This window comes from Variovorax sp. 54, from assembly GCF_002754375.1.
GTDB lineage: Bacteria > Pseudomonadota > Gammaproteobacteria > Burkholderiales > Burkholderiaceae_C > Variovorax.
Map to the genome: position 1 here is coordinate 4,836,697 of NZ_PEFF01000001.1, position 20,592 is coordinate 4,857,288.

Below are 20,592 nucleotides of genomic sequence, written 5' to 3' on the forward strand. Positions count from 1 at the left end.
GGGCTCATGAAAAAGCCCCGCTTCGGCGGGGCTTTTTCATGGGCGGTCGTTCGGTGGTGGTGTCAGCCGTGCGGCGGGTTGGACTTGAGGTGCTCCTGGCCCTTCAGCACCATCGTCATTCCAGCGGGAGCGCCGACCGCGTAGGGCAGCGACGCCTGCAGCGACTGCGCGAAGTCCCCCCGGTACAGCTTGGCGCCCTGGTGGGTCAGGTTCGAATTGACATCGATGTAGATCGACTCGCCCAGGCCCGACCACAGCCGGCAGAAACCGTAGTCTTCCGACAGGTAGCGCCGCGTGACCGGGTCGACCATCACATCGAAGAAGCGGTAGTGCAGCCCGCGGTCGGCCTCGCCGATGCTGTCGGGCACATACTGCAGGTCAGGGTAGGCAGCCATGAGCCGTTCGAATACGCCGCGCCGGATCACCATGAAGCCCGTGGGTGCCTCGGCCATCTTCATGAAGCCGTCGGGCTGCACCTCAAGCTCGATCTGCGTCGCGCCTTCTTCCGCCGTGGCATTGACCGTGTAGCGCGTGAAGGCGGCCTCGAACTGCTGCTGTGTGGTGCCTGCCGCCACACCATCTTGCGGCCAGTTCTCGCGCTTCAGTGGGTAGACGCCGGCGGCGATGTCGTAGCCCGACAGCAGCAACCGGAACGCCGCATCGGCCGAGAAGCCGATGTCCGCATCGATCCAGAACAGGTGGGTCCACTCCGTGTTGGCCAGGAACTGGGCCACGCAGTTGTTGCGCGCGCGCGTGACCAGGCTCTCGCCCTGGTGCATCAGCACTTGCACCTTCATGCCGGCGCGTTCGGCGCTGATGGTGAAGTTCAGCAGCGACGCCACGTAGTTCTGGAAGAACTTGCCGTCGTGGCTCGGTGTCACGATCACGGGATAGAACTGCCGGAGTTCGGACGGGTCGAGCATGCGAGAGGGCTCCGTGGGTCTAGCGGGCAGGGCGCTGCATCAGACCCTGCAGCAGCGTGTTGTAGGTCTGAGTGGCCGCCGCATCGCCGGGCAGGTAACGCGCGATGAGCGCGCGCTGCCGTTCGCGATAAGCCTGCGCCTGGGCGTCGTGCCCGTCGATGGCCTCGATCACACGCGCACTGCCTGCGGCCACGTCGTTTTCTGCGTAGTAGTAGCCCAGGTCCGCGCACAGGTGCGCGTTGTGTACCAGCGGATAGCCTTGCCAGCAGGTCTCGAGGTAGAAGTAGTTGAGCGGGTTCTCCCACTGGTGGGAGACCACGATGTCGGTGTTCTGCGCCAGGAACACCGGGGTTTCGTGCCGGCCCAGGAAGACCGCCTTGTGCTGGCGCACCAGGTCGAGCTGGTTCATCAGCGTGATGAACTCCATGCTGTCCTTGGCCATGCGCTCCACGTTCGTGACCTGCAGCAGTTCGATCGCCTCGGGCCGGGCGCGGTACGCCAGCTCGGCGATCAGGATGGGATAGACGCAGAACTTCACCACGTTGATGTTCGGCTCCATCACGCTGAGCCGCCGCGGGCCGCTGCGCGGCTGGTAGGCGCCGCCATCGGGCAGCGCTCGGGCGCGTTCTTCGAGGAACACCGGGCTCCAGACGAAGGGCACGGCGCGCGCCTCGGCGCGGCGCAGTACCTCGAAGTACGGCTGGCTGATGTGGGCCACCTGCGGAACCATCCAGATGTCGTCGTAGCGCTGGTTGATGAACAGGTTGCGCCCCCACAGCGGCTTGCCGAACAGCATCGACTCCATCGCGTGCACGTACTCGAAGCCGCAGCAATACGACACCAGCCGCGCGCCGCGGCGCTTCAGGTGCTCGGTCTGGTCGGCGTCGATCTGGCCGCCCAGCTCGATCAGCACATCCACGCTGTCCTTGGCCGCCTCGAAAGTCACGGTCGGCCAGCGGGCCCGGTCCCAGGGCAGGGCGGAAGTGATGGGGGTGGCGGTGGTGTTGACCAGCACCACGGAGGCGACGCTGGGGCAGTGCTTCAGCGCCTCCGCCAAGAACACGGCGTTCTGCTTGATCCCGTTGTTCCAGAGGGTCTCGGCCTCGTGGTGAAGGCCGATCGTGATGCCGATGCGCAGGCCGGCACCCGAGGCGGTGGTCATTGGTTTTCGCGGGGGATGTAGCCGGTCAGGCGCCAGCCTTGGGGTTCGAGGCGGAAGCTAACTTTTTCGAAGACGGTCTTGTTGTTCTCAAGGCGCGTGGCGAAGTCAACGTTGGCATACAGGCCGGCGGGAATGCCGGTGCTGTCATCAGGGTAGAGAAACCGTGTGACGCCCGCCCAGTCGCGTTTCGCCACGACGCCCACGTTCTGACGCGCTCGTTGTGTATTGGCCACAAAGTCGGCTCTTGGAAACCGGGTCTTCACGAATGCCGACGCGTCGTCCCAGATTTCACCTGATCGACCCTCATCGATCTGTTTGAGGCTGTTGAGGCCCGCCCGGATGAGTTCGTCGGCGGAAGTGCCGTCCTGTGCCAAGGCGCAAGAACTGGCGATGGCCAGCGTACATGCGGCCAGAAAACGGAAGGAAAACGCCTTCATTCGGAGAACCTTTGTGAAGAAAACCGCTATGGCAAACGGCGGCCGCGATTCTAGGCGGCGCGTTTGAACCAGCGTTTCACACCGCATCCGCCTCGAACCAAATTTGTCGCCAATCGTGAAAGTTTGTGAACTAAATCATCATTTGACGGTTTCCGGTAGTCCGAAATGGCTGCAAATGTAAACGGCTGCGTACATTACCGCGTCCATTGTGAACGTCAGGGTAACTACGCCCTGCATGGGGCGGCGACCACGGGCGGTCGTTGCTCTTCCTCCGCCGTTGATAGCGCGCCCGCCCTCTGTGAACCGAGCTCGAAGAATATGAACAAGTCTTACCGAAGTATCTGGAATGAAGCCCTGGGGGCCTGGGTTGCGGCGTCTGAACTGACTTCGGCGCGGGGAAAGAAAAGCAAATCGCGCGTGGCGAAGGTGGCAGCTCTGGTAGTGGCGGGGGCTGCGGTGGGCTACGGGGCCGGTGCATTGGCTCAATATGCGCCACCTGGTAATACGACATCCACCAATTGGGGCGTTGCAACTGGCGAGTCGGTAGCCATTGGCAGCAGCAGCGGCACGGACAGGGCTTTTTCGTCTGGCAACGGATCTGTCGCGCTGGGTCAAGGTGCGAACGCGAATGGCAATGGCGGCTCAGCTATCGCCATTGGCGGCAGTGCAAACGCGGTAGGTGCGGCGGGCTCCACAGCCATTGCCATCGGGCAATCGGCGACTGCGGCAAGCGGTGGCATCGCCTTGGGATATGCCGCCTCCGCGCCGCAGAACGCAGCTGTCGCAATCGGATGGAGTGCGAATGCCACTGGATCGGCCTCGGGCATCGCCATCGGGGATCGTGCCAACGCGACGGGGACCAATGCGATTGCGATCGGAGGTAACGCCAACGAGACGGCCACCTCGGCGAATGGCGCCGGCGCCCTTGCGGTAGGTTCTGGTGCGCAGGCCAACGGTACGGGCTCGGTGGCGTTCGGCGGCTTGGGTGGTGCAGCCGGTGGCTCCCGCGCCACCAATACGTATGCCGTCGCCATCGGTGCCGCGGCCCAGGCGACGGGTTCCGGGGCTGTAGCGCTCGGCGGCGACGCCACCGGTGCCGCGGTCGCGGCCGGCACCAACTCCCTGGCTTTCGGCTCGGGCGCCAAGACGAATACAGGCACGACCGGCGCCGTAGCGATGGGCGCCAACGCCCAGGCCACGGCCTCCGACGCGTTCGCCATGGGTACGGGGGCCAAGGCCAATGTCGCTGGCGCAATGGCATTGGGCTTGAACGCGCAGGCGATCTCGGCCAACGCGGTTGCTATCGGTGCCAACGCGATTGCTGACACTGCGACTGCGACGTCCAGCGCGACGATCGGCTCGGTGACCTACTCGGGCTTCGCCGGCGCTGCGCCCATTGGCGTGGTCAGTGTGGGCTCGGCCGGTAACGAGCGGCAGATCACCAACGTGGCGGCTGGACGGATCACTGCGACCAGCACGGATGCCATCAATGGCAGCCAGCTGTACTCGACGCTGAGCACGACCAACAGCAGCATCGGCAGCCTGTCGACGTCGACATCGACGGGTCTGAGTACGGCGAACAGTCGCGTCAACAGCCTCTCGACGTCCACATCGAGCGGTTTGAGCACGGCGACGAGCGGCATCGCGAGCCTGTCCACGGGCCTGAGCACCACGAACAGCAATGTCAGCAGCCTGTCGACCTCCACGTCGTCGGGCCTGAGCACGGCCACGAGTGGCATCTCCAGTCTGTCCACTGGCTTGAGCACTGTGAACAGCGAACTGGACAGCCTGTCGACTTCCACGTCGAGTGGTTTGAGCACGGCGACCAGCGGCATTTCCAGCCTGTCGACCGGCCTGAGCACGACGAACAGCAACGTCGGTAGCCTGTCGACATCTACATCGTCGGGTCTGAGCACCGCGAGCAGCCGCATCAACAGCCTGTCGACGTCGACGTCGTCCGGTTTGAGCACGGCCACGAGCAGCATCTCGAGCCTGTCCACGGGACTGAGCACCACGAACAGCAACGTCGGCAGTCTTTCGACCTCCACGTCAACTGGCCTGAGCACGACCAACAGCAACGTCAGCAGCCTGTCGACTTCGACGTCGTCCGGTCTGAGCACAGCGACCAGCGGTATCTCCAGCCTGTCCACGGGGCTGAGCACGACGAACAGCAATGTGAGCAGCCTGTCGACCTCCACGTCGAGTGGCCTGAGCACGACCAATAGCCGCGTCGACAGCCTGTCGACTTCGACGTCGTCCGGTTTGAGCACGGCGACCAGCGGTATCTCGAGCCTGTCCACGGGCCTGAGCACCACGAACAGCAACGTCAGCAGTCTTTCGACCTCCACGTCGAGTGGCCTGAGCACGACCAACAGCCGCATCGACAGCCTGTCGACTTCGACGTCGTCCGGTCTGAGCACTGCGACCAGCGGTATCTCCAGCCTGTCCACGGGCCTGAGCACGACCAACAGCAATGTCAGCAGCCTGTCGACCTCCACGTCGAGCGGCCTGAGCACGGCTGCGAGCGGCATTTCGAGTCTGTCCACGGGCCTGAGCACCACGAACAGCAATGTCGGCAGCCTGTCGACCTCCATGTCGTCCGGGCTGAGCACCAGCAACAGCCGCATCGACAGTCTCTCGACGTCGACTTCAAGCGGTCTGAGCACGGCGGCCAGTGGCATTTCCAGCCTGTCGACCGGCCTGAGCACGACCAACAGCAACGTTGGCAGCCTGTCGACGTCCACGTCGTCGGGTCTGAGCACAGCAAGCAGCCGGATCAACAGCCTGTCGACTTCGACGTCGACTGGTCTGAGCACGACGAACAGCAACGTCAGCAGTCTTTCGACCTCCACGTCGTCGGGCTTGAGCACGGCCACCAGCGGTATCTCCAGTCTGTCGACGGGTCTCAGCACGACGAACAGCAACGTCGGCAGCCTGTCGACGTCGACTTCGTCCGGACTGAGCACGACCAACAGTCGCATCGATAGCCTTTCGACTTCGACGTCTTCGGGCCTTAGCACGGCTACGAGCAGCATCTCCAGCCTGTCGACGGGTCTGAGCACTACGAACAGCAACGTGAGCAGCCTGTCGACCTCGACGTCGTCGGGTCTGAGCACGACCAACAGCCGGGTCGACAGCCTTTCGACCTCCACATCGAGCGGCTTGAGCACCGCCACCAGCGGCATCAGCAGCCTGTCGACGGGTCTCAGCACCACGAACAGCAACGTCAGCAGCCTGTCGACCTCGACGTCGTCGGGTCTGAGCACGACCAACAGCCGCGTCGATAGCCTTTCGACCTCCACATCGAGCGGCTTGAGCACCGCCACCAGCGGCATCAGCAGCCTGTCGACGGGTCTCAGCACCACGAACAGCAACGTCAGCAGCCTGTCGACCTCGACGTCGTCGGGTCTGAGCACGGCCAACAGCCGCGTCGACAGCCTTTCGACGTCGACGTCCTCGGGCTTGAGCACGGCTACCAGCGGCATCAGCAGCCTGTCGACGGGTCTCAGCACCACGAACAGCAACGTGGGCAGCTTGTCGACGTCTACGTCGTCCGGTCTGAGCACGGCCAACAGCCGTGTCGATAGCCTTTCGACCTCCACATCGAGCGGCTTGAGCACCGCCACCAGCGGCATCAGCAGCCTGTCGACGGGTCTCAGCACCACGAACAGCAACGTGGGCAGCTTGTCGACGTCTACGTCGTCGGGTCTGAGCACGGCCAGCAGCCGCGTCGACAGCCTTTCGACCTCCACGTCGAGTGGCTTGAGCACCGCCACCAGCGGCATCAGCAGCCTGTCGACGGGTCTCAGCACCACGAACAGCAACGTGGGCAGCTTGTCGACGTCTACGTCGTCCGGTCTGAGCACGGCCAATAGCCGTGTCGACAGCCTTTCGACCTCCACATCGAGTGGCTTGAGCACCGCCACCAGCGGCATCAGCAGCCTGTCGACGGGTCTCAGCACCACGAACAGCAACGTCAGCAGCCTGTCGACGTCTACGTCGTCCGGTCTGAGCACGACCAACAGCCGCGTCGATAGCCTTTCGACCTCCACATCGAGCGGCTTGAGCACCGCCACCAGCGGCATCAGCAGCCTGTCGACGGGTCTCAGCACGACGAACAGCAACGTGGGCAGCTTGTCGACGTCTACGTCGTCCGGTCTGAGCACGGCCAATAGCCGTGTCGACAGCCTTTCGACCTCCACATCGAGCGGCTTGAGCACCGCCACCAGCGGCATCAGCAGCCTGTCGACGGGTCTCAGCACCACGAACAGCAACGTCAGCAGCCTGTCGACCTCGACGTCGTCGGGTCTGAGCACGACCAACAGCCGCGTCGATAGCCTTTCGACCTCCACATCGAGCGGCTTGAGCACCGCCACCAGCGGCATCAGCAGCCTGTCGACGGGTCTCAGCACCACGAACAGCAACGTCAGCAGCCTGTCGACTTCGACGTCGTCCGGTCTGAGCACGGCCAATAGCCGTGTCGACAGCCTTTCGACCTCCACGTCGAGCGGCTTGAGCACGGCTGCCAGCGGTATCGACAGTCTGTCGACGGGCTTGAGCACGACGAACAGCAACGTGGGCAGCTTGTCGACGTCTACGTCGTCCGGTCTGAGCACGGCCAATAGCCGTGTCGACAGCCTTTCGACGTCGACGTCCTCGGGCCTGAGCACGGCTACGAGCAGCATCTCCAGCCTGTCCACGGGTCTCAGCACGACGAACAGCAACGTCAGCAGCCTGTCGACCTCGACGTCGTCAGGTCTGAGCACAGCGACCAGCAGCATCGGCAGCCTGTCGACTGGCCTGAGCTCCGCAACGAGCGGGATCTCCAGCCTGTCGACGGGACTGAGTGCGACCAACAGCAGCCTGGACAGCCTCTCGACATCTACTTCGAGCGGGTTGAGTACAGCCGCAAGCAGTATCGGCAGCTTGTCGACGTCTGTGTCCTCGGGTCTGAGCACGACGAACAGCAACGTCAGCAGCCTCTCGACTTCGATGTCGTCGGGGTTGAGCACTGCCACGAGCAGCATTGGAAGCCTGTCGACATCCGTTTCGTCTGGCCTGAGCACCACGAACAGCAACGTGAGCAGCTTGTCGACCTCGACGTCGTCTGGCTTGAGCACGGCTACCAGCAGCATCAGCAGCCTGTCGACGTCTACGTCGTCGGGTCTCAGCACTGCTACCAGCAGCATCGGAAGCCTGTCGACGTCTGTCTCGTCCGGCCTGAGCACGGCGAACAGCAATGTGAGCAGTCTGTCGACTTCGACGTCGAGTGGGTTGAGCACGACAAACAGCCGCGTCGACAGCCTGTCGACGGGCCTGAGCACCACGAACAGCAACGTGAGCAGCTTGTCGACATCGACGTCGTCGGGCCTGAGTACGGCCACGAGCAGCATCGGAAGCCTGTCGACATCGGTGTCGTCTGGCCTTAGTACGACGAACAGCAATGTCAGCAGCCTCTCGACCTCGACGTCGTCTGGCTTGAGCACGGCCACCAGCAGCATCGATAGCCTGTCCACCGGCCTGAGCACGACAAACAGCAGCGTGAGCAGCCTGTCGACTTCGACGTCGAGTGGTCTGAGCACGGCCACGAGCAGCATCGACAGTCTGTCGACGGGCTTGAGCACGACGAACAGCAACGTCAGCAGCCTGTCGACGTCCACGTCGTCTGGCCTGAGTACGGCTACCAGCGGCATTGACAGCCTCTCGACGGGTCTGAGCACGACGAACAGCAACGTGAGCAGCTTGTCGACATCGACGTCGTCGGGCCTGAGCACCGCCACGAGCAGCATTGGCAGCTTGTCGACGTCTGTCTCGTCTGGGCTGAGCACCACGAACAGCAACGTGAGCAGCTTGTCGACATCGACGTCGTCGGGCCTGAGCACCGCCACGAGCAGCATCGGCAGCTTGTCGACGTCTGTCTCGTCTGGGCTGAGCACCACGAACAGCAACGTGAGCAGTCTGTCGACTTCGACGTCGTCTGGCTTGAGCACGGCCACCAGCAGCATTGAGAGTCTGTCGACGGGTCTGAGCACGACGAACAGCAATGTGAGCAGCTTGTCGACCTCGACGTCGTCTGGCTTGAGCACTGCCACGAGCAGCATCGGCAGCCTGTCGACATCCGTTTCGTCTGGCCTGAGCACGACCAACAGCCGCGTTGATAGCCTGTCGACGTCTACGTCGTCTGGCCTCAGCACGGCTACCAGCGGCATTGACAGCCTCTCGACGGGTCTGAGCACCACGAACAGCAATGTGAGCAGCTTGTCGACCTCGACGTCGTCGGGTCTCAGTACGGCGACCAGCAGCATCGACAGCCTGTCGACTGGCCTGAGCACCACGAACAGCAATGTGGGAAGCTTGTCGACCTCGACATCGTCGGGTCTGAGCACCACCAACAGCCGTGTCGACAGCCTCTCGACTTCCACGTCGTCGGGTCTGAGCACCACGAACAGCAACGTCAGCAGTCTGTCGACCTCGACGTCGTCTGGCCTGAGCACCGCCACGAGCAGCATCGGCAGTCTGTCGACATCTGTCTCGTCTGGCCTGAGCACGACGAACAGCAATGTCAGCAGCCTCTCGACCTCGACGTCGTCCGGGTTGAGCACGGCCACCAGCAGCATCAACAGCCTGTCGACATCCGTTTCGTCCGGTCTGAGCACCACGAACAGCAACGTGAGCAGCCTGTCGACCTCGACGTCGTCGGGTCTCAGTACGGCGACCAGCAGCATCGACAGCCTGTCGACTGGCCTGAGCACGACGAACAGCAACGTCAGCAGTTTGTCGACTTCGACGTCGTCTGGGTTGAGCACTGCCACGAGCAGCATCGGCAGCCTGTCGACGTCTGTTTCGTCCGGTCTGAGCACCACGAACAGCAACCTGGACCGCCTCTCGACGTCTACGTCGTCGGGTCTCAGCACCGCCGCCAGCAGCATCGGCAGCCTGTCGACTTCTGTCTCGTCTGGGCTGAGCACGACGAACAGCAATGTGAGCAGCCTGTCGACCTCGACGTCGTCCGGACTGAGCACTGCCACGAGCAGCATCGATAGTCTCTCAACGGGCCTGAGTACGACGAACAGCAACGTCAGCAGCCTGTCGACCTCGACGTCGTCCGGGTTGAGCACGGCCACCAGCAGCATCGATAGCCTGTCCACCGGCCTGAGCACGACCAACAGCAACCTGGACAGCCTTTCGACGTCCACGTCGAGTGGGCTGAGCACAGCTGCGAGCAGCATCGGCAGCCTGTCGACGTCCGTCTCGTCTGGCCTGAGCACGACCAACAGCAACGTCAACAGCCTCTCGACCTCGACGTCGTCCGGCCTGAGCACGGCCACGAGCAGCATTGACAGCCTGTCGACGGGTCTGAGCACGACGAACAGCAACGTGAGCAGCCTGTCGACTTCCACGTCCTCGGGTCTGAGCACGGCTGCCAGCGGTATCGACAGTCTGTCGACGGGCTTGAGTACGACGAACAGCAACGTCAGCAGCCTGTCGACCTCGACGTCATCCGGCCTGAGCACGGCCACGAGCGGCATCAACAGCCTGTCGACCGGCCTGAGCACGACCAACAGCAACCTGGACAGCCTCTCGACCTCGACATCGTCTGGCCTGAGCACGGCCACGAGCAGCATCGGCAGTCTGTCGACATCGGTCTCGTCCGGCCTGAGCACGACGAACAGCAACGTGAGCAGCCTGTCGACTTCGACGTCGAGCGGCCTGAGCACGGCCACGAGCAGCATCGACAGTCTGTCGACGGGTCTGAGCACCACGAACAGCAACGTCAGCAGCTTGTCGACTTCGACGTCGTCTGGGTTGAGCACAGCCACGAGCAGCATCGGCAGCCTGTCGACGTCTGTTTCGTCCGGTCTGAGCACCACGAACAGCAACCTGGACAGCCTCTCGACGTCTACGTCGTCGGGTCTCAGCACCGCCGCCAGCAGCATCGGCAGCCTGTCGACTTCTGTCTCGTCTGGGCTGAGCACGACGAACAGCAATGTCAGCAGTCTCTCGACCTCGACGTCGTCTGGCTTGAGCACTGCCACGAGCAGTATCGGCAGCCTGTCGACATCCGTCTCTTCTGGCCTGAGCACGACGAACAGCAACGTCAGCAGCCTCTCGACCTCGACGTCGTCTGGCTTGAGCACTGCGACCAGCAGCATCGACAGCCTCTCGACGGGTCTGAGCACGACGAACAGCAACGTCAGCAGCCTGTCGACCTCGACGTCGTCCGGCCTGAGCACCGCCACGAGCAGCATCGGCAGCTTGTCGACATCCGTTTCGTCTGGCCTGAGTACGACGAACAGCAATGTGAGCAGCCTCTCGACTTCCACATCGAGCGGGTTGAGTACAGCGACCAGCAGCATCGATAGTCTGTCGACGGGCTTGAGCACCACGAACAGCAATGTGAGCAGTCTGTCGACGTCGACGTCGTCGGGCTTGAGCACGGCCACGAGCAGCATCGGCAGCTTGTCGACATCCGTTTCGTCTGGCCTGAGTACGACGAACAGCAATGTGAGCAGCCTCTCGACTTCCACATCGAGCGGGTTGAGTACAGCGACCAGCAGCATCGATAGTCTGTCGACGGGCTTGAGCACCACGAACAGCAATGTGAGCAGTCTGTCGACGTCGACGTCGTCGGGCTTGAGCACGGCCACGAGCAGCATCGGCAGCTTGTCGACGTCCGTGTCGTCCGGCCTCAGCACCACGAACAGCAACCTGGACAGCCTCTCGACGTCGACGTCGTCGGGTCTCAGCACCGCCGCCAGCAGCATCGGCAGCCTGTCGACCTCTGTCTCGTCTGGGCTGAGCACGACGAACAGCAACGTCAGCAGCCTTTCGACCTCGACGTCATCCGGCCTGAGCACCGCCACGAGCAGCATTGGCAGCTTGTCGACGTCCGTTTCGTCTGGTCTGAGCACGACGAATAGCAACGTCAGCAGCCTCTCGACTTCCACATCGAGCGGGTTGAGTACGGCGACCAGCAGCATCGGCAGCCTGTCGACGTCTGTCTCGTCTGGGCTGAGCACCACGAACAGCAACGTCAGCAGTCTGTCGACCTCGACGTCGTCGGGTCTGAGCACAGCCACGAGCAGCATCGGCAGTCTGTCGACATCTGTCTCGTCCGGCCTGAGCACGACGAACAGCAACGTCAGCAGCCTGTCGACGTCCACGTCGTCTGGCCTGAGTACGGCTACCAGCAGCATTGACAGCCTCTCGACGGGCCTGAGCACCACGAACAGCAACGTCAGCAGCTTGTCGACTTCGACGTCGTCTGGGTTGAGCACTGCCACGAGCAGCATCGGCAGCCTGTCGACGTCTGTTTCGTCTGGTCTGAGCACTACGAACAGCAATGTGAGCAGTCTGTCGACATCGGTGTCGTCCGGCCTGAGCACGACGAACAGCAACCTGGACAGCCTCTCGACTTCCACATCGAGCGGGTTGAGTACGGCGACCAGCAGCATCGGCAGCCTGTCGACGTCTGTTTCGTCCGGTCTGAGCACCACGAACAGCAACGTGAGTAGCCTGTCGACCTCGACGTCGTCTGGCCTGAGCACGACCAATAGCCGTATCGACGGCCTCTCGACGGATCTGAGCACCACGAATAGCAACGTCAGCAGCCTCTCGACCTCGACGTCGTCCGGGTTGAGCACGGCCACCAGCAGCATCGATAGCCTGTCCACCGGCCTGAGCACGACGAACAGCAATGTGAGCAGCTTGTCGACCTCGACCTCGTCCGGTCTGAGCACGGCCAACAGCAACCTGGACAGCCTTTCGACGTCCACTTCGAGTGGGCTGAGCACAGCTGCGAGCAGCATCGGTAGCCTGTCGACCTCGACGTCGTCCGGCCTGAGCACGGCCACGAGCAGCATTGGCAGCTTGTCGACGTCCGTTTCGTCTGGTCTGAGCACTACGAACAGCAATGTGAGCAGTCTGTCGACATCGGTGTCGTCTGGCCTGAGCACGACGAACAGCAACGTGAGCAGTCTCTCGACTTCCACGTCCTCGGGTCTGAGCACGGCTGCCAGTGGTATCGACAGTCTGTCGACGGGCTTGAGCACGACGAACAGCAACGTGAGCAGCCTTTCGACTTCGACGTCGAGTGGTCTGAGTACGGCCACGAGCAGCATCGATAGCCTGTCGACGGGTCTGAGCACCACGAACAGCAACGTGAGCAGCCTGTCGACCTCGACGTCGAGCGGCCTGAGCACCGCTACCAGCAGCATTGATAGCCTGTCGACGTCCGTTTCGTCTGGTTTGAGCACGACGAATAGCAACGTGAGCAGTCTGTCGACTTCGACATCGTCTGGCTTGAGCACGGCCACCAGCAGCATTGAGAGCTTGTCGACGGGCCTGAGCACCACGAACAGCAACGTGAGCAGCCTGTCGACCTCGACGTCGTCCGGCCTGAGCACGGCCACGAGCAGCATTGGCAGCTTGTCGACGTCTGTCTCGTCTGGGCTGAGCACCACGAACAGCAACGTGAGCAGTCTGTCGACTTCGACGTCGTCTGGCTTGAGCACGGCCACCAGCAGCATTGAGAGTCTGTCGACGGGTCTGAGCACCACGAACAGCAACGTGAGCAGCCTGTCGACCTCGACGTCGAGCGGCCTGAGCACCGCCACGAGCAGCATTGGCAGCTTGTCGACGTCCGTTTCGTCTGGTTTGAGCACAACGAACAGCAACGTGAGCAGTCTCTCGACTTCCACGTCGTCGGGTCTGAGCACGGCTGCCAGCGGTATCGACAGTCTGTCGACGGGCTTGAGCACGACGAACAGCAACGTGAGCAGCCTTTCGACGTCCACGTCGAGTGGTTTGAGTACGACCAACAGCCGCGTTGATAGCCTGTCGACGTCTACGTCGTCTGGCCTCAGCACGGCTACCAGCGGCATTGACAGCCTCTCGACGGGTCTGAGCACGACGAACAGCAACGTGAGCAGCTTGTCGACATCGACATCGTCGGGTCTGAGCACCACCAACAGCCGTGTCGACAGCCTCTCGACTTCCACGTCGTCGGGCTTGAGCACTGCGACCAGCAGCATTGACAGCCTCTCGACGGGTCTGAGCACCACGAACAGCAACGTGAGCAGCCTGTCGACCTCCACGTCGAGCGGCCTGAGCACCGCCACGAGCAGCATCAGCAGCTTGTCGACGTCCGTTTCGTCTGGTTTGAGCACCACGAACAGCAACGTCAGCAGCCTGTCGACGTCCACGTCGTCTGGCCTGAGTACGGCTACCAGCGGCATTGACAGCCTCTCGACCGGCCTGAGCACGACCAACAGCAACCTGGACAGCCTCTCGACCTCGACATCGTCTGGCCTGAGCACGGCCACGAGCAGCATCGGCAGTCTGTCGACATCTGTCTCGTCCGGCCTGAGCACGACGAATAGCAATGTCAGCAGCCTCTCGACCTCCACGTCGTCGGGTCTGAGCACGGCTGCCAGTGGTATCGACAGTCTGTCGACGGGGCTGAGTACGACGAACAGCAACGTGAGCAGCCTGTCGACGTCTACGTCGTCGGGCCTCAGCACGGCTGCCAGCAGCATTGACAGCCTTTCGACGGGTCTGAGCACGACGAACAGCAATGTGAGCAGCTTGTCGACCTCGACCTCGTCCGGTCTGAGCACTGCCACGAGCAGCATCGGCAGCCTGTCGACATCCGTCTCGTCTGGCCTGAGCACGACGAACAGCAACGTGAGCAGTCTCTCGACTTCCACGTCGTCCGGTCTGAGCACGGCTGCCAGCGGTATCGACAGTCTGTCGACGGGCTTGAGCACGACGAACAGCAACGTGAGCAGCCTTTCGACCTCCACGTCGAGCGGTCTGAGCACTGCTACGAGCAGCATTGACAGCTTGTCGACGGGGCTCAGCACCGCAACCAGCGGCATCTCCAGTCTGTCCACCGGCTTGAGCACCACCAACAGCAATGTGAGCAGCCTGTCGACCTCCACGTCGAGCGGTCTGAGCACTGCTACCAGCGGCATCTCCAGCCTGTCCACGGGCCTGAGCACGACGAACAGCAATGTCAGCAGCCTGTCGACCTCCACGTCGTCCGGACTGAGCACTGCTACGAGCGGCATCGACAGCCTGTCGACGGGTCTCAGCACTGCTACCAGCGGCATCTCCAGTCTGTCGACCGGTCTGAGCACGACCAACAGCAACGTCAACAGTCTGTCGACCTCCACGTCGTCGGGTCTCAGCACGGCAACGAGCGGCATCTCGAGCCTGTCGACGGGCCTGAGCACCGCCACCAGCGGCATCTCGAGCCTGTCCACAGGCCTGAGCACAACGAACAGCAACGTGAGCAGCCTGTCGACCTCGACGTCGTCGGGTCTCAGTACGGCGACTAGCAGCATCGACAGCCTGTCGACTGGCCTGAGCACGACGAACAGCAACGTGAGCAGCTTGTCGACTTCGACGTCGTCTGGGTTGAGCACCGCCACGAGCAGCATCGGCAGCCTGTCGACGTCTGTTTCGTCCGGTCTGAGCACAACGAACAGCAACGTGAGCAGCCTGTCGACCTCGACGTCGTCGGGTCTCAGTACGGCTACCAGCGGTATCGACAGTCTGTCGACTGGCCTGAGCACCACGAATAGCAACGTGAGCAGCTTGTCGACTTCGACGTCGTCTGGGTTGAGCACTGCCACGAGCAGCATCGGCAGCCTGTCGACGTCTGTTTCGTCCGGTCTGAGCACCGCGAACAGCAACGTGAGTAGCCTGTCGACCTCGACGTCGAGCGGCCTGAGCACCGCTACCAGCAGCATTGAGAGCTTGTCGACGGGCCTGAGCACAACGAACAGCAACGTCAGCAGCCTGTCGACGTCCACGTCGTCTGGCCTAAGTACGGCTACCAGCGGCATTGACAGCCTCTCGACGGGTCTGAGCACGACGAACAGCAATGTGAGCAGCTTGTCGACCTCGACCTCGTCCGGTCTGAGCACGGCCACGAGCGGCATCAACAGCCTGTCGACCGGCCTGAGCACGACCAACAGCAACCTGGACAGCCTCTCGACCTCGACATCGTCTGGCCTGAGCACGGCCACGAGCAGCATCGGCAGTCTGTCGACATCGGTCTCGTCCGGCCTGAGCACGACGAACAGCAACGTCAGCAGCCTGTCGACCTCCACGTCGAGCGGTCTGAGCACTGCTACGAGCAGCATCGACAGCCTGTCGGCCGGCCTGAGCACCACCAACAGCAACGTCAGCAGCCTGTCGACGTCCACGTCGTCTGGTTTGAGCACCGCCACGAGCAGCATTGACAGCTTGTCGACGGGGCTCAGCACTGCGACCAGCGGCATCTCCAGTCTGTCGACCGGTCTGAGCACGACGAACAGCAATGTGAGCAGCTTGTCGACGTCCACGTCGAGCGGCCTGAGCACGGCTACGAGCAGCATCGACAGTCTGTCGACCGGCTTGAGCACAGCGACCAGCGGCATCTCCAGTCTGTCCACAGGTCTGAGCACCACCAACAGCAACGTCAGCAGTCTGTCGACGTCCACGTCGAGTGGCCTGAGCACGGCGACGAGCAGCATCGACAGCTTGTCGACGGGTCTGAGCACTGCGACCAGTGGCATCTCCAGCCTGTCCTCGGGCCTGAGCACCACGAACAGCAATGTCAGCAGCTTGTCGACCTCGACGTCGTCGGGCTTGAGCACTGCCACGAGCAGCATCGGCAGCCTGTCGACGGGCCTGAGCACGGCGACCAGCGGCATCTCCAGTCTGTCCACAGGTCTGAGCACCACCAACAGCAACGTCAGCAGCCTGTCGACCTCGACGTCGTCCGGTCTGAGCACGGCCACGAGCGGCATCGACAGCCTGTCGACGGGGCTCAGCACGACGACCAGCGGCATCTCCAGTCTGTCCACGGGCCTGAGCACAACGAACAGCAACGTGAGCAGCCTGTCGACGTCCACGTCGTCTGGTCTGAGCACGGCCACGAGCAGCATCGACAGCCTGTCGACGGGGCTCAGCACGACGACCAGCGGCATCTCCAGTCTGTCCACAGGTCTGAGCACCACCAACAGCAACGTCAGCAGTCTGTCGACGTCCACGTCGAGTGGCCTGAGCACGGCGACGAGCAGCATCGACAGCTTGTCGACGGGTCTGAGCACTGCGACCAGTGGCATCTCCAGCCTGTCCTCGGGCCTGAGCACCACGAACAGCAATGTCAGCAGCTTGTCGACTTCGACGTCGTCGGGCTTGAGCACTGCCACGAGCGGCATCGACAGCCTGTCGACGGGGCTCAGCACGACGACCAGCGGCATCTCCAGTCTGTCCACGGGCCTGAGCACAACGAACAGCAACGTGAGCAGCCTGTCGACCTCGACGTCGTCCGGCCTGAGCACGGCGACCAGCAGCATCGACAGCCTGTCGACTGGCCTGAGCACCACGAACAGCAATGTGGGCAGCTTGTCGACCTCGACATCGTCGGGTCTGAGCACCACCAACAGCCGTGTCGACAGCCTCTCGACTTCCACGTCGTCGGGCTTGAGCACTGCGACCAGCAGCATTGACAGCCTCTCGACGGGTCTGAGCACCACGAACAGCAATGTGAGCAGCCTGTCGACCTCCACGTCGAGCGGTCTGAGCACCGCCACGAGCAGCATCAGCAGCTTGTCGACGTCCGTTTCGTCTGGTTTGAGCACCACGAACAGCAACGTGAGCAGTCTCTCGACTTCCACTTCGTCGGGTCTGAGCACGGCTGCCAGCGGTATCGACAGTCTGTCGACGGGCTTGAGCACGACGAACAGCAACGTCAGCAGCCTGTCGACGTCCACGTCGTCTGGCCTGAGTACGGCTACCAGCGGCATTGACAGCCTCTCGACGGGTCTGAGCACGACCAACAGCAATGTGAGCAGCCTGTCGACGTCCACGTCGAGCGGCTTGAGCACGGCGACCAGCGGCATCTCCAGTCTGTCCACAAGTCTGAGCACCACCAACAGCAACGTCAGCAGTCTGTCGACGTCCACGTCGAGCGGCCTGAGCACGGCCACGAGCAGCATCGACAGCCTGTCGACTGGCTTGAGCACGGCAACCAGCGGTATCTCCAGCCTGTCCACCGGCCTGAGCACGACGAACAGCAACGTCAGCAGCCTTTCGACCTCCACGTCGAGCGGTCTGAGCACTGCTACGAGCAGCATCGACAGCTTGTCGACTGGCTTGAGCACGGCAACCAGTGGTATCTCCAGCCTGTCCACGGGCCTGAGCACGACGAACAGCAACGTCAGCAGCCTCTCGACCTCGACGTCGTCCGGTCTGAGCACGGCGACCAGTGGCATCTCGAGCCTGTCCACTGGCTTGAGCACCACCAACAGCAACGTCAGCAGTCTGTCGACGTCCACGTCGAGTGGCCTGAGCACGGCCACGAGCAGCATCGACAGCTTGTCGACTGGTTTGAGCACCGCAACCAGCGGCATCTCCAGTCTGTCGACCGGTCTGAGCACGACCAACAGCAACGTCAGCAGCCTGTCGACTTCGACGTCGAGCGGCCTGAGCACGGCGACCAGTGGCATCTCGAGCCTGTCTACGGGCCTGAGCACGACGAACAGCAACGTCAGCAGCCTGTCGACCTCGACGTCGAGCGGTCTGAGCACGGCCACGAGCAGCATCGACAGCCTGTCGACGGGTCTCAGCACCGCAACCAGCGGCATCTCGAGCCTGTCCACTGGCTTGAGCACCACGAACAGCAATGTGAGCAGCCTGTCGACTTCGACGTCGAGTGGCTTGAGCACGGCCACGAGCAGCATCGACAGCTTGTCGACTGGTCTGAGCACCGCAACCAGCGGCATCTCCAGTCTGTCGACCGGTCTGAGCACGACCAACAGCAACGTCAGCAGCCTGTCGACTTCGACGTCGAGCGGCCTGAGCACGGCGACCAGTGGCATCTCGAGCCTGTCTACGGGCCTGAGCACGACGAACAGCAACGTCAGCAGCCTGTCGACCTCGACGTCGAGCGGTCTGAGCACGGCCACGAGCAGCATCGACAGCCTGTCGACGGGTCTCAGCACCGCAACCAGCGGCATCTCGAGCCTGTCCACTGGCTTGAGCACCACGAACAGCAATGTGAGCAGCCTGTCGACTTCGACGTCGAGTGGCTTGAGCACGGCTACCAGCAGCATTGACAGCTTGTCGACTGGTCTGAGCACTGCGACCAGCGGCATCTCCAGCCTGTCCACGGGCCTGAGCACGACGAACAGCAACGTGAGCAGCCTGTCGACCTCCACGTCGAGCGGTCTGAGCACTGCCACGAGCGGCATCTCCAGCCTGTCCACAGGCCTGAGCACGACGAACAGCAATGTCAGCAGCCTGTCGACCTCGACGTCGTCCGGTCTGAGCACGGCCACGAGCAGCATCGACAGCCTGTCGACGGGTCTGAGCACTGCGACCAGCGGCATCTCCAGTCTGTCCACCGGTTTGAGCACCACGAACAGCAATGTGAGCAGCCTGTCGACTTCGACGTCGAGTGGCTTGAGCACGGCTACCAGCAGCATTGACAGCTTGTCGACTGGTCTGAGCACTGCGACCAGTGGCATCTCCAGCCTGTCCACAGGCCTGAGCACCACGAACAGCAACGTGAGCAGCCTCTCGACGTCCACGTCGAGCGGCCTCAGCACCACCACGAGCAGCATCGGCAGCTTGTCGACCGGTTTGAGCACCGCCACCAGCGGCATCTCGAGCCTGTCCACTGGCCTGAGCACCGCCACCAGCGGCATCTCCAGCCTGTCGACCGGCCTGAGCACCACCAACAGCAACGTCGGCAGCCTCTCGACCTCCACGTCGTCCGGCCTCAGCACCGCCACGAGCAGCATCGACAGCCTGTCCACCGGCCTCAGCACCACGAACAGCAACGTCGACAGCCTCTCGACCTCGACCTCGTCGGGCCTGAGCACCGCCACCAGCAGCATCGACAGCCTGTCGACAGGCCTGAGCACGACGAACAGCAACGTCAACAGTCTGTCCACCTCGTTCTCGTCGGGACTGAGCACCGCCAACAGCGGCATCTTCAGCCTGTCGACGGGCCTGAGCACGACGAACAGCAACCTGGGCAGCCTGTCGTCCTCGACCTCGACCGGCCTGAGCACTGCGAACAGCGGCATCGGCAGCCTGTCGTCGGGCCTGAGCACCGCCAACAGCGGTATCGGCAGCCTGTCGACCGGCCTGAGCACCGCCAACAGCGGCATCGGCAGCCTGTCGTCCGGCCTGAGCACGACCAACAGCAACGTCGGCAGCCTGTCTTCGGGCCTGAGCACGACGAACAGCAACCTGAACAGCCTTTCGACCTCCACGTCGACCGGCCTGAGCACGGTCACGAGCAGCGTCAACAGCCTGTCCAGCTCGGTGTCCACGGGTCTGAGCACGGTGAACAGCAGCGTCGACAGCCTGTCGACCGGGCTGAGCACGACGAACAGCAACGTGGGCAGCCTGTCGTCGGGCTTGAGCACGACGAACAGCAACGTCAGCAGTCTGTCGACCGGCCTGAGCACGACGAACAGCAACGTGAGCAGCCTGTCCACGGGCCTGAGCACGACCAACAGCAACGTCAACAGCCTGTCGACCGGCCTGAGCAGCACCAACAGCAACCTGGACAGCCTGTCCACCAGCGTGGGCGGCGCGGCCAGCGGCATCGCCAGCCTGTCGACCTCGACGTCGACCGGCCTGAGCACCGCCACGAGCAGCATCAGCAGCCTGAGCACGACGGTCAACACGATCAACGACAAGGGCACGAAGTACTTCCACGCCAACTCGACCAACACCGACTCCAAGGCCAGCGGCCAGGAAGCGGTGGCGATCGGGCCGCGTTCCGAGGCCAGCGGCGCCAACTCCTTCGCCGCCGGCAACGGCGCGAAGGCCACGGCCGACGGTGCGGTGGCAGTGGGCTTCGGGGCGCAGGCCACGGGCACGAACGCCATCGCCATCGGCACCGGGGCACTGGCCACGGGCTCGCAGGCGATCGGCGCCAACTCCCGTGCGGGCGGCGGCGGTGTGGCCCTGGGCGACAAGGCCGATGCCGGCGGCACGCCGCTGAGCAAGGCGCAGAACGTGGCGCAAGGCACGGCCATCGGCTGGGGCGCGGTGGTGC

4 protein-coding genes are annotated in these 20,592 nt (G+C 63.1%); all 4 read right to left on the reverse strand.

The window, feature by feature from the left end:
* Positions 1-62 precede the first annotated feature (62 nt).
* On the reverse strand, positions 63-923 hold the full coding sequence (locus tag CLU95_RS22290; protein ID WP_099795602.1) for a hypothetical protein: 861 nt from the start codon (positions 921-923) through the stop codon (positions 63-65).
* A 19-nt stretch (positions 924-942) separates the two neighbouring features.
* On the reverse strand, positions 943-2,085 hold the full coding sequence (locus tag CLU95_RS22295; RefSeq protein ID WP_099795603.1) for a DUF2827 domain-containing protein: 1,143 nt from the start codon (positions 2,083-2,085) through the stop codon (positions 943-945).
* Positions 2,082-2,522: a DUF4019 domain-containing protein gene (locus tag CLU95_RS22300; RefSeq protein WP_099795604.1), complete on the reverse strand. Its 441-nt coding sequence runs from the start codon at positions 2,520-2,522 to the stop codon at positions 2,082-2,084. The genes CLU95_RS22295 and CLU95_RS22300 overlap by 4 nt, the downstream gene beginning before the upstream one ends.
* A 1,367-nt stretch (positions 2,523-3,889) precedes the next feature.
* Complete coding sequence (locus CLU95_RS31405) at positions 3,890-20,572, reverse strand: hypothetical protein (protein ID WP_143606037.1); 16,683 nt, start codon at positions 20,570-20,572, stop codon at positions 3,890-3,892.
* Positions 20,573-20,592: the final 20 nt, after the last annotated feature.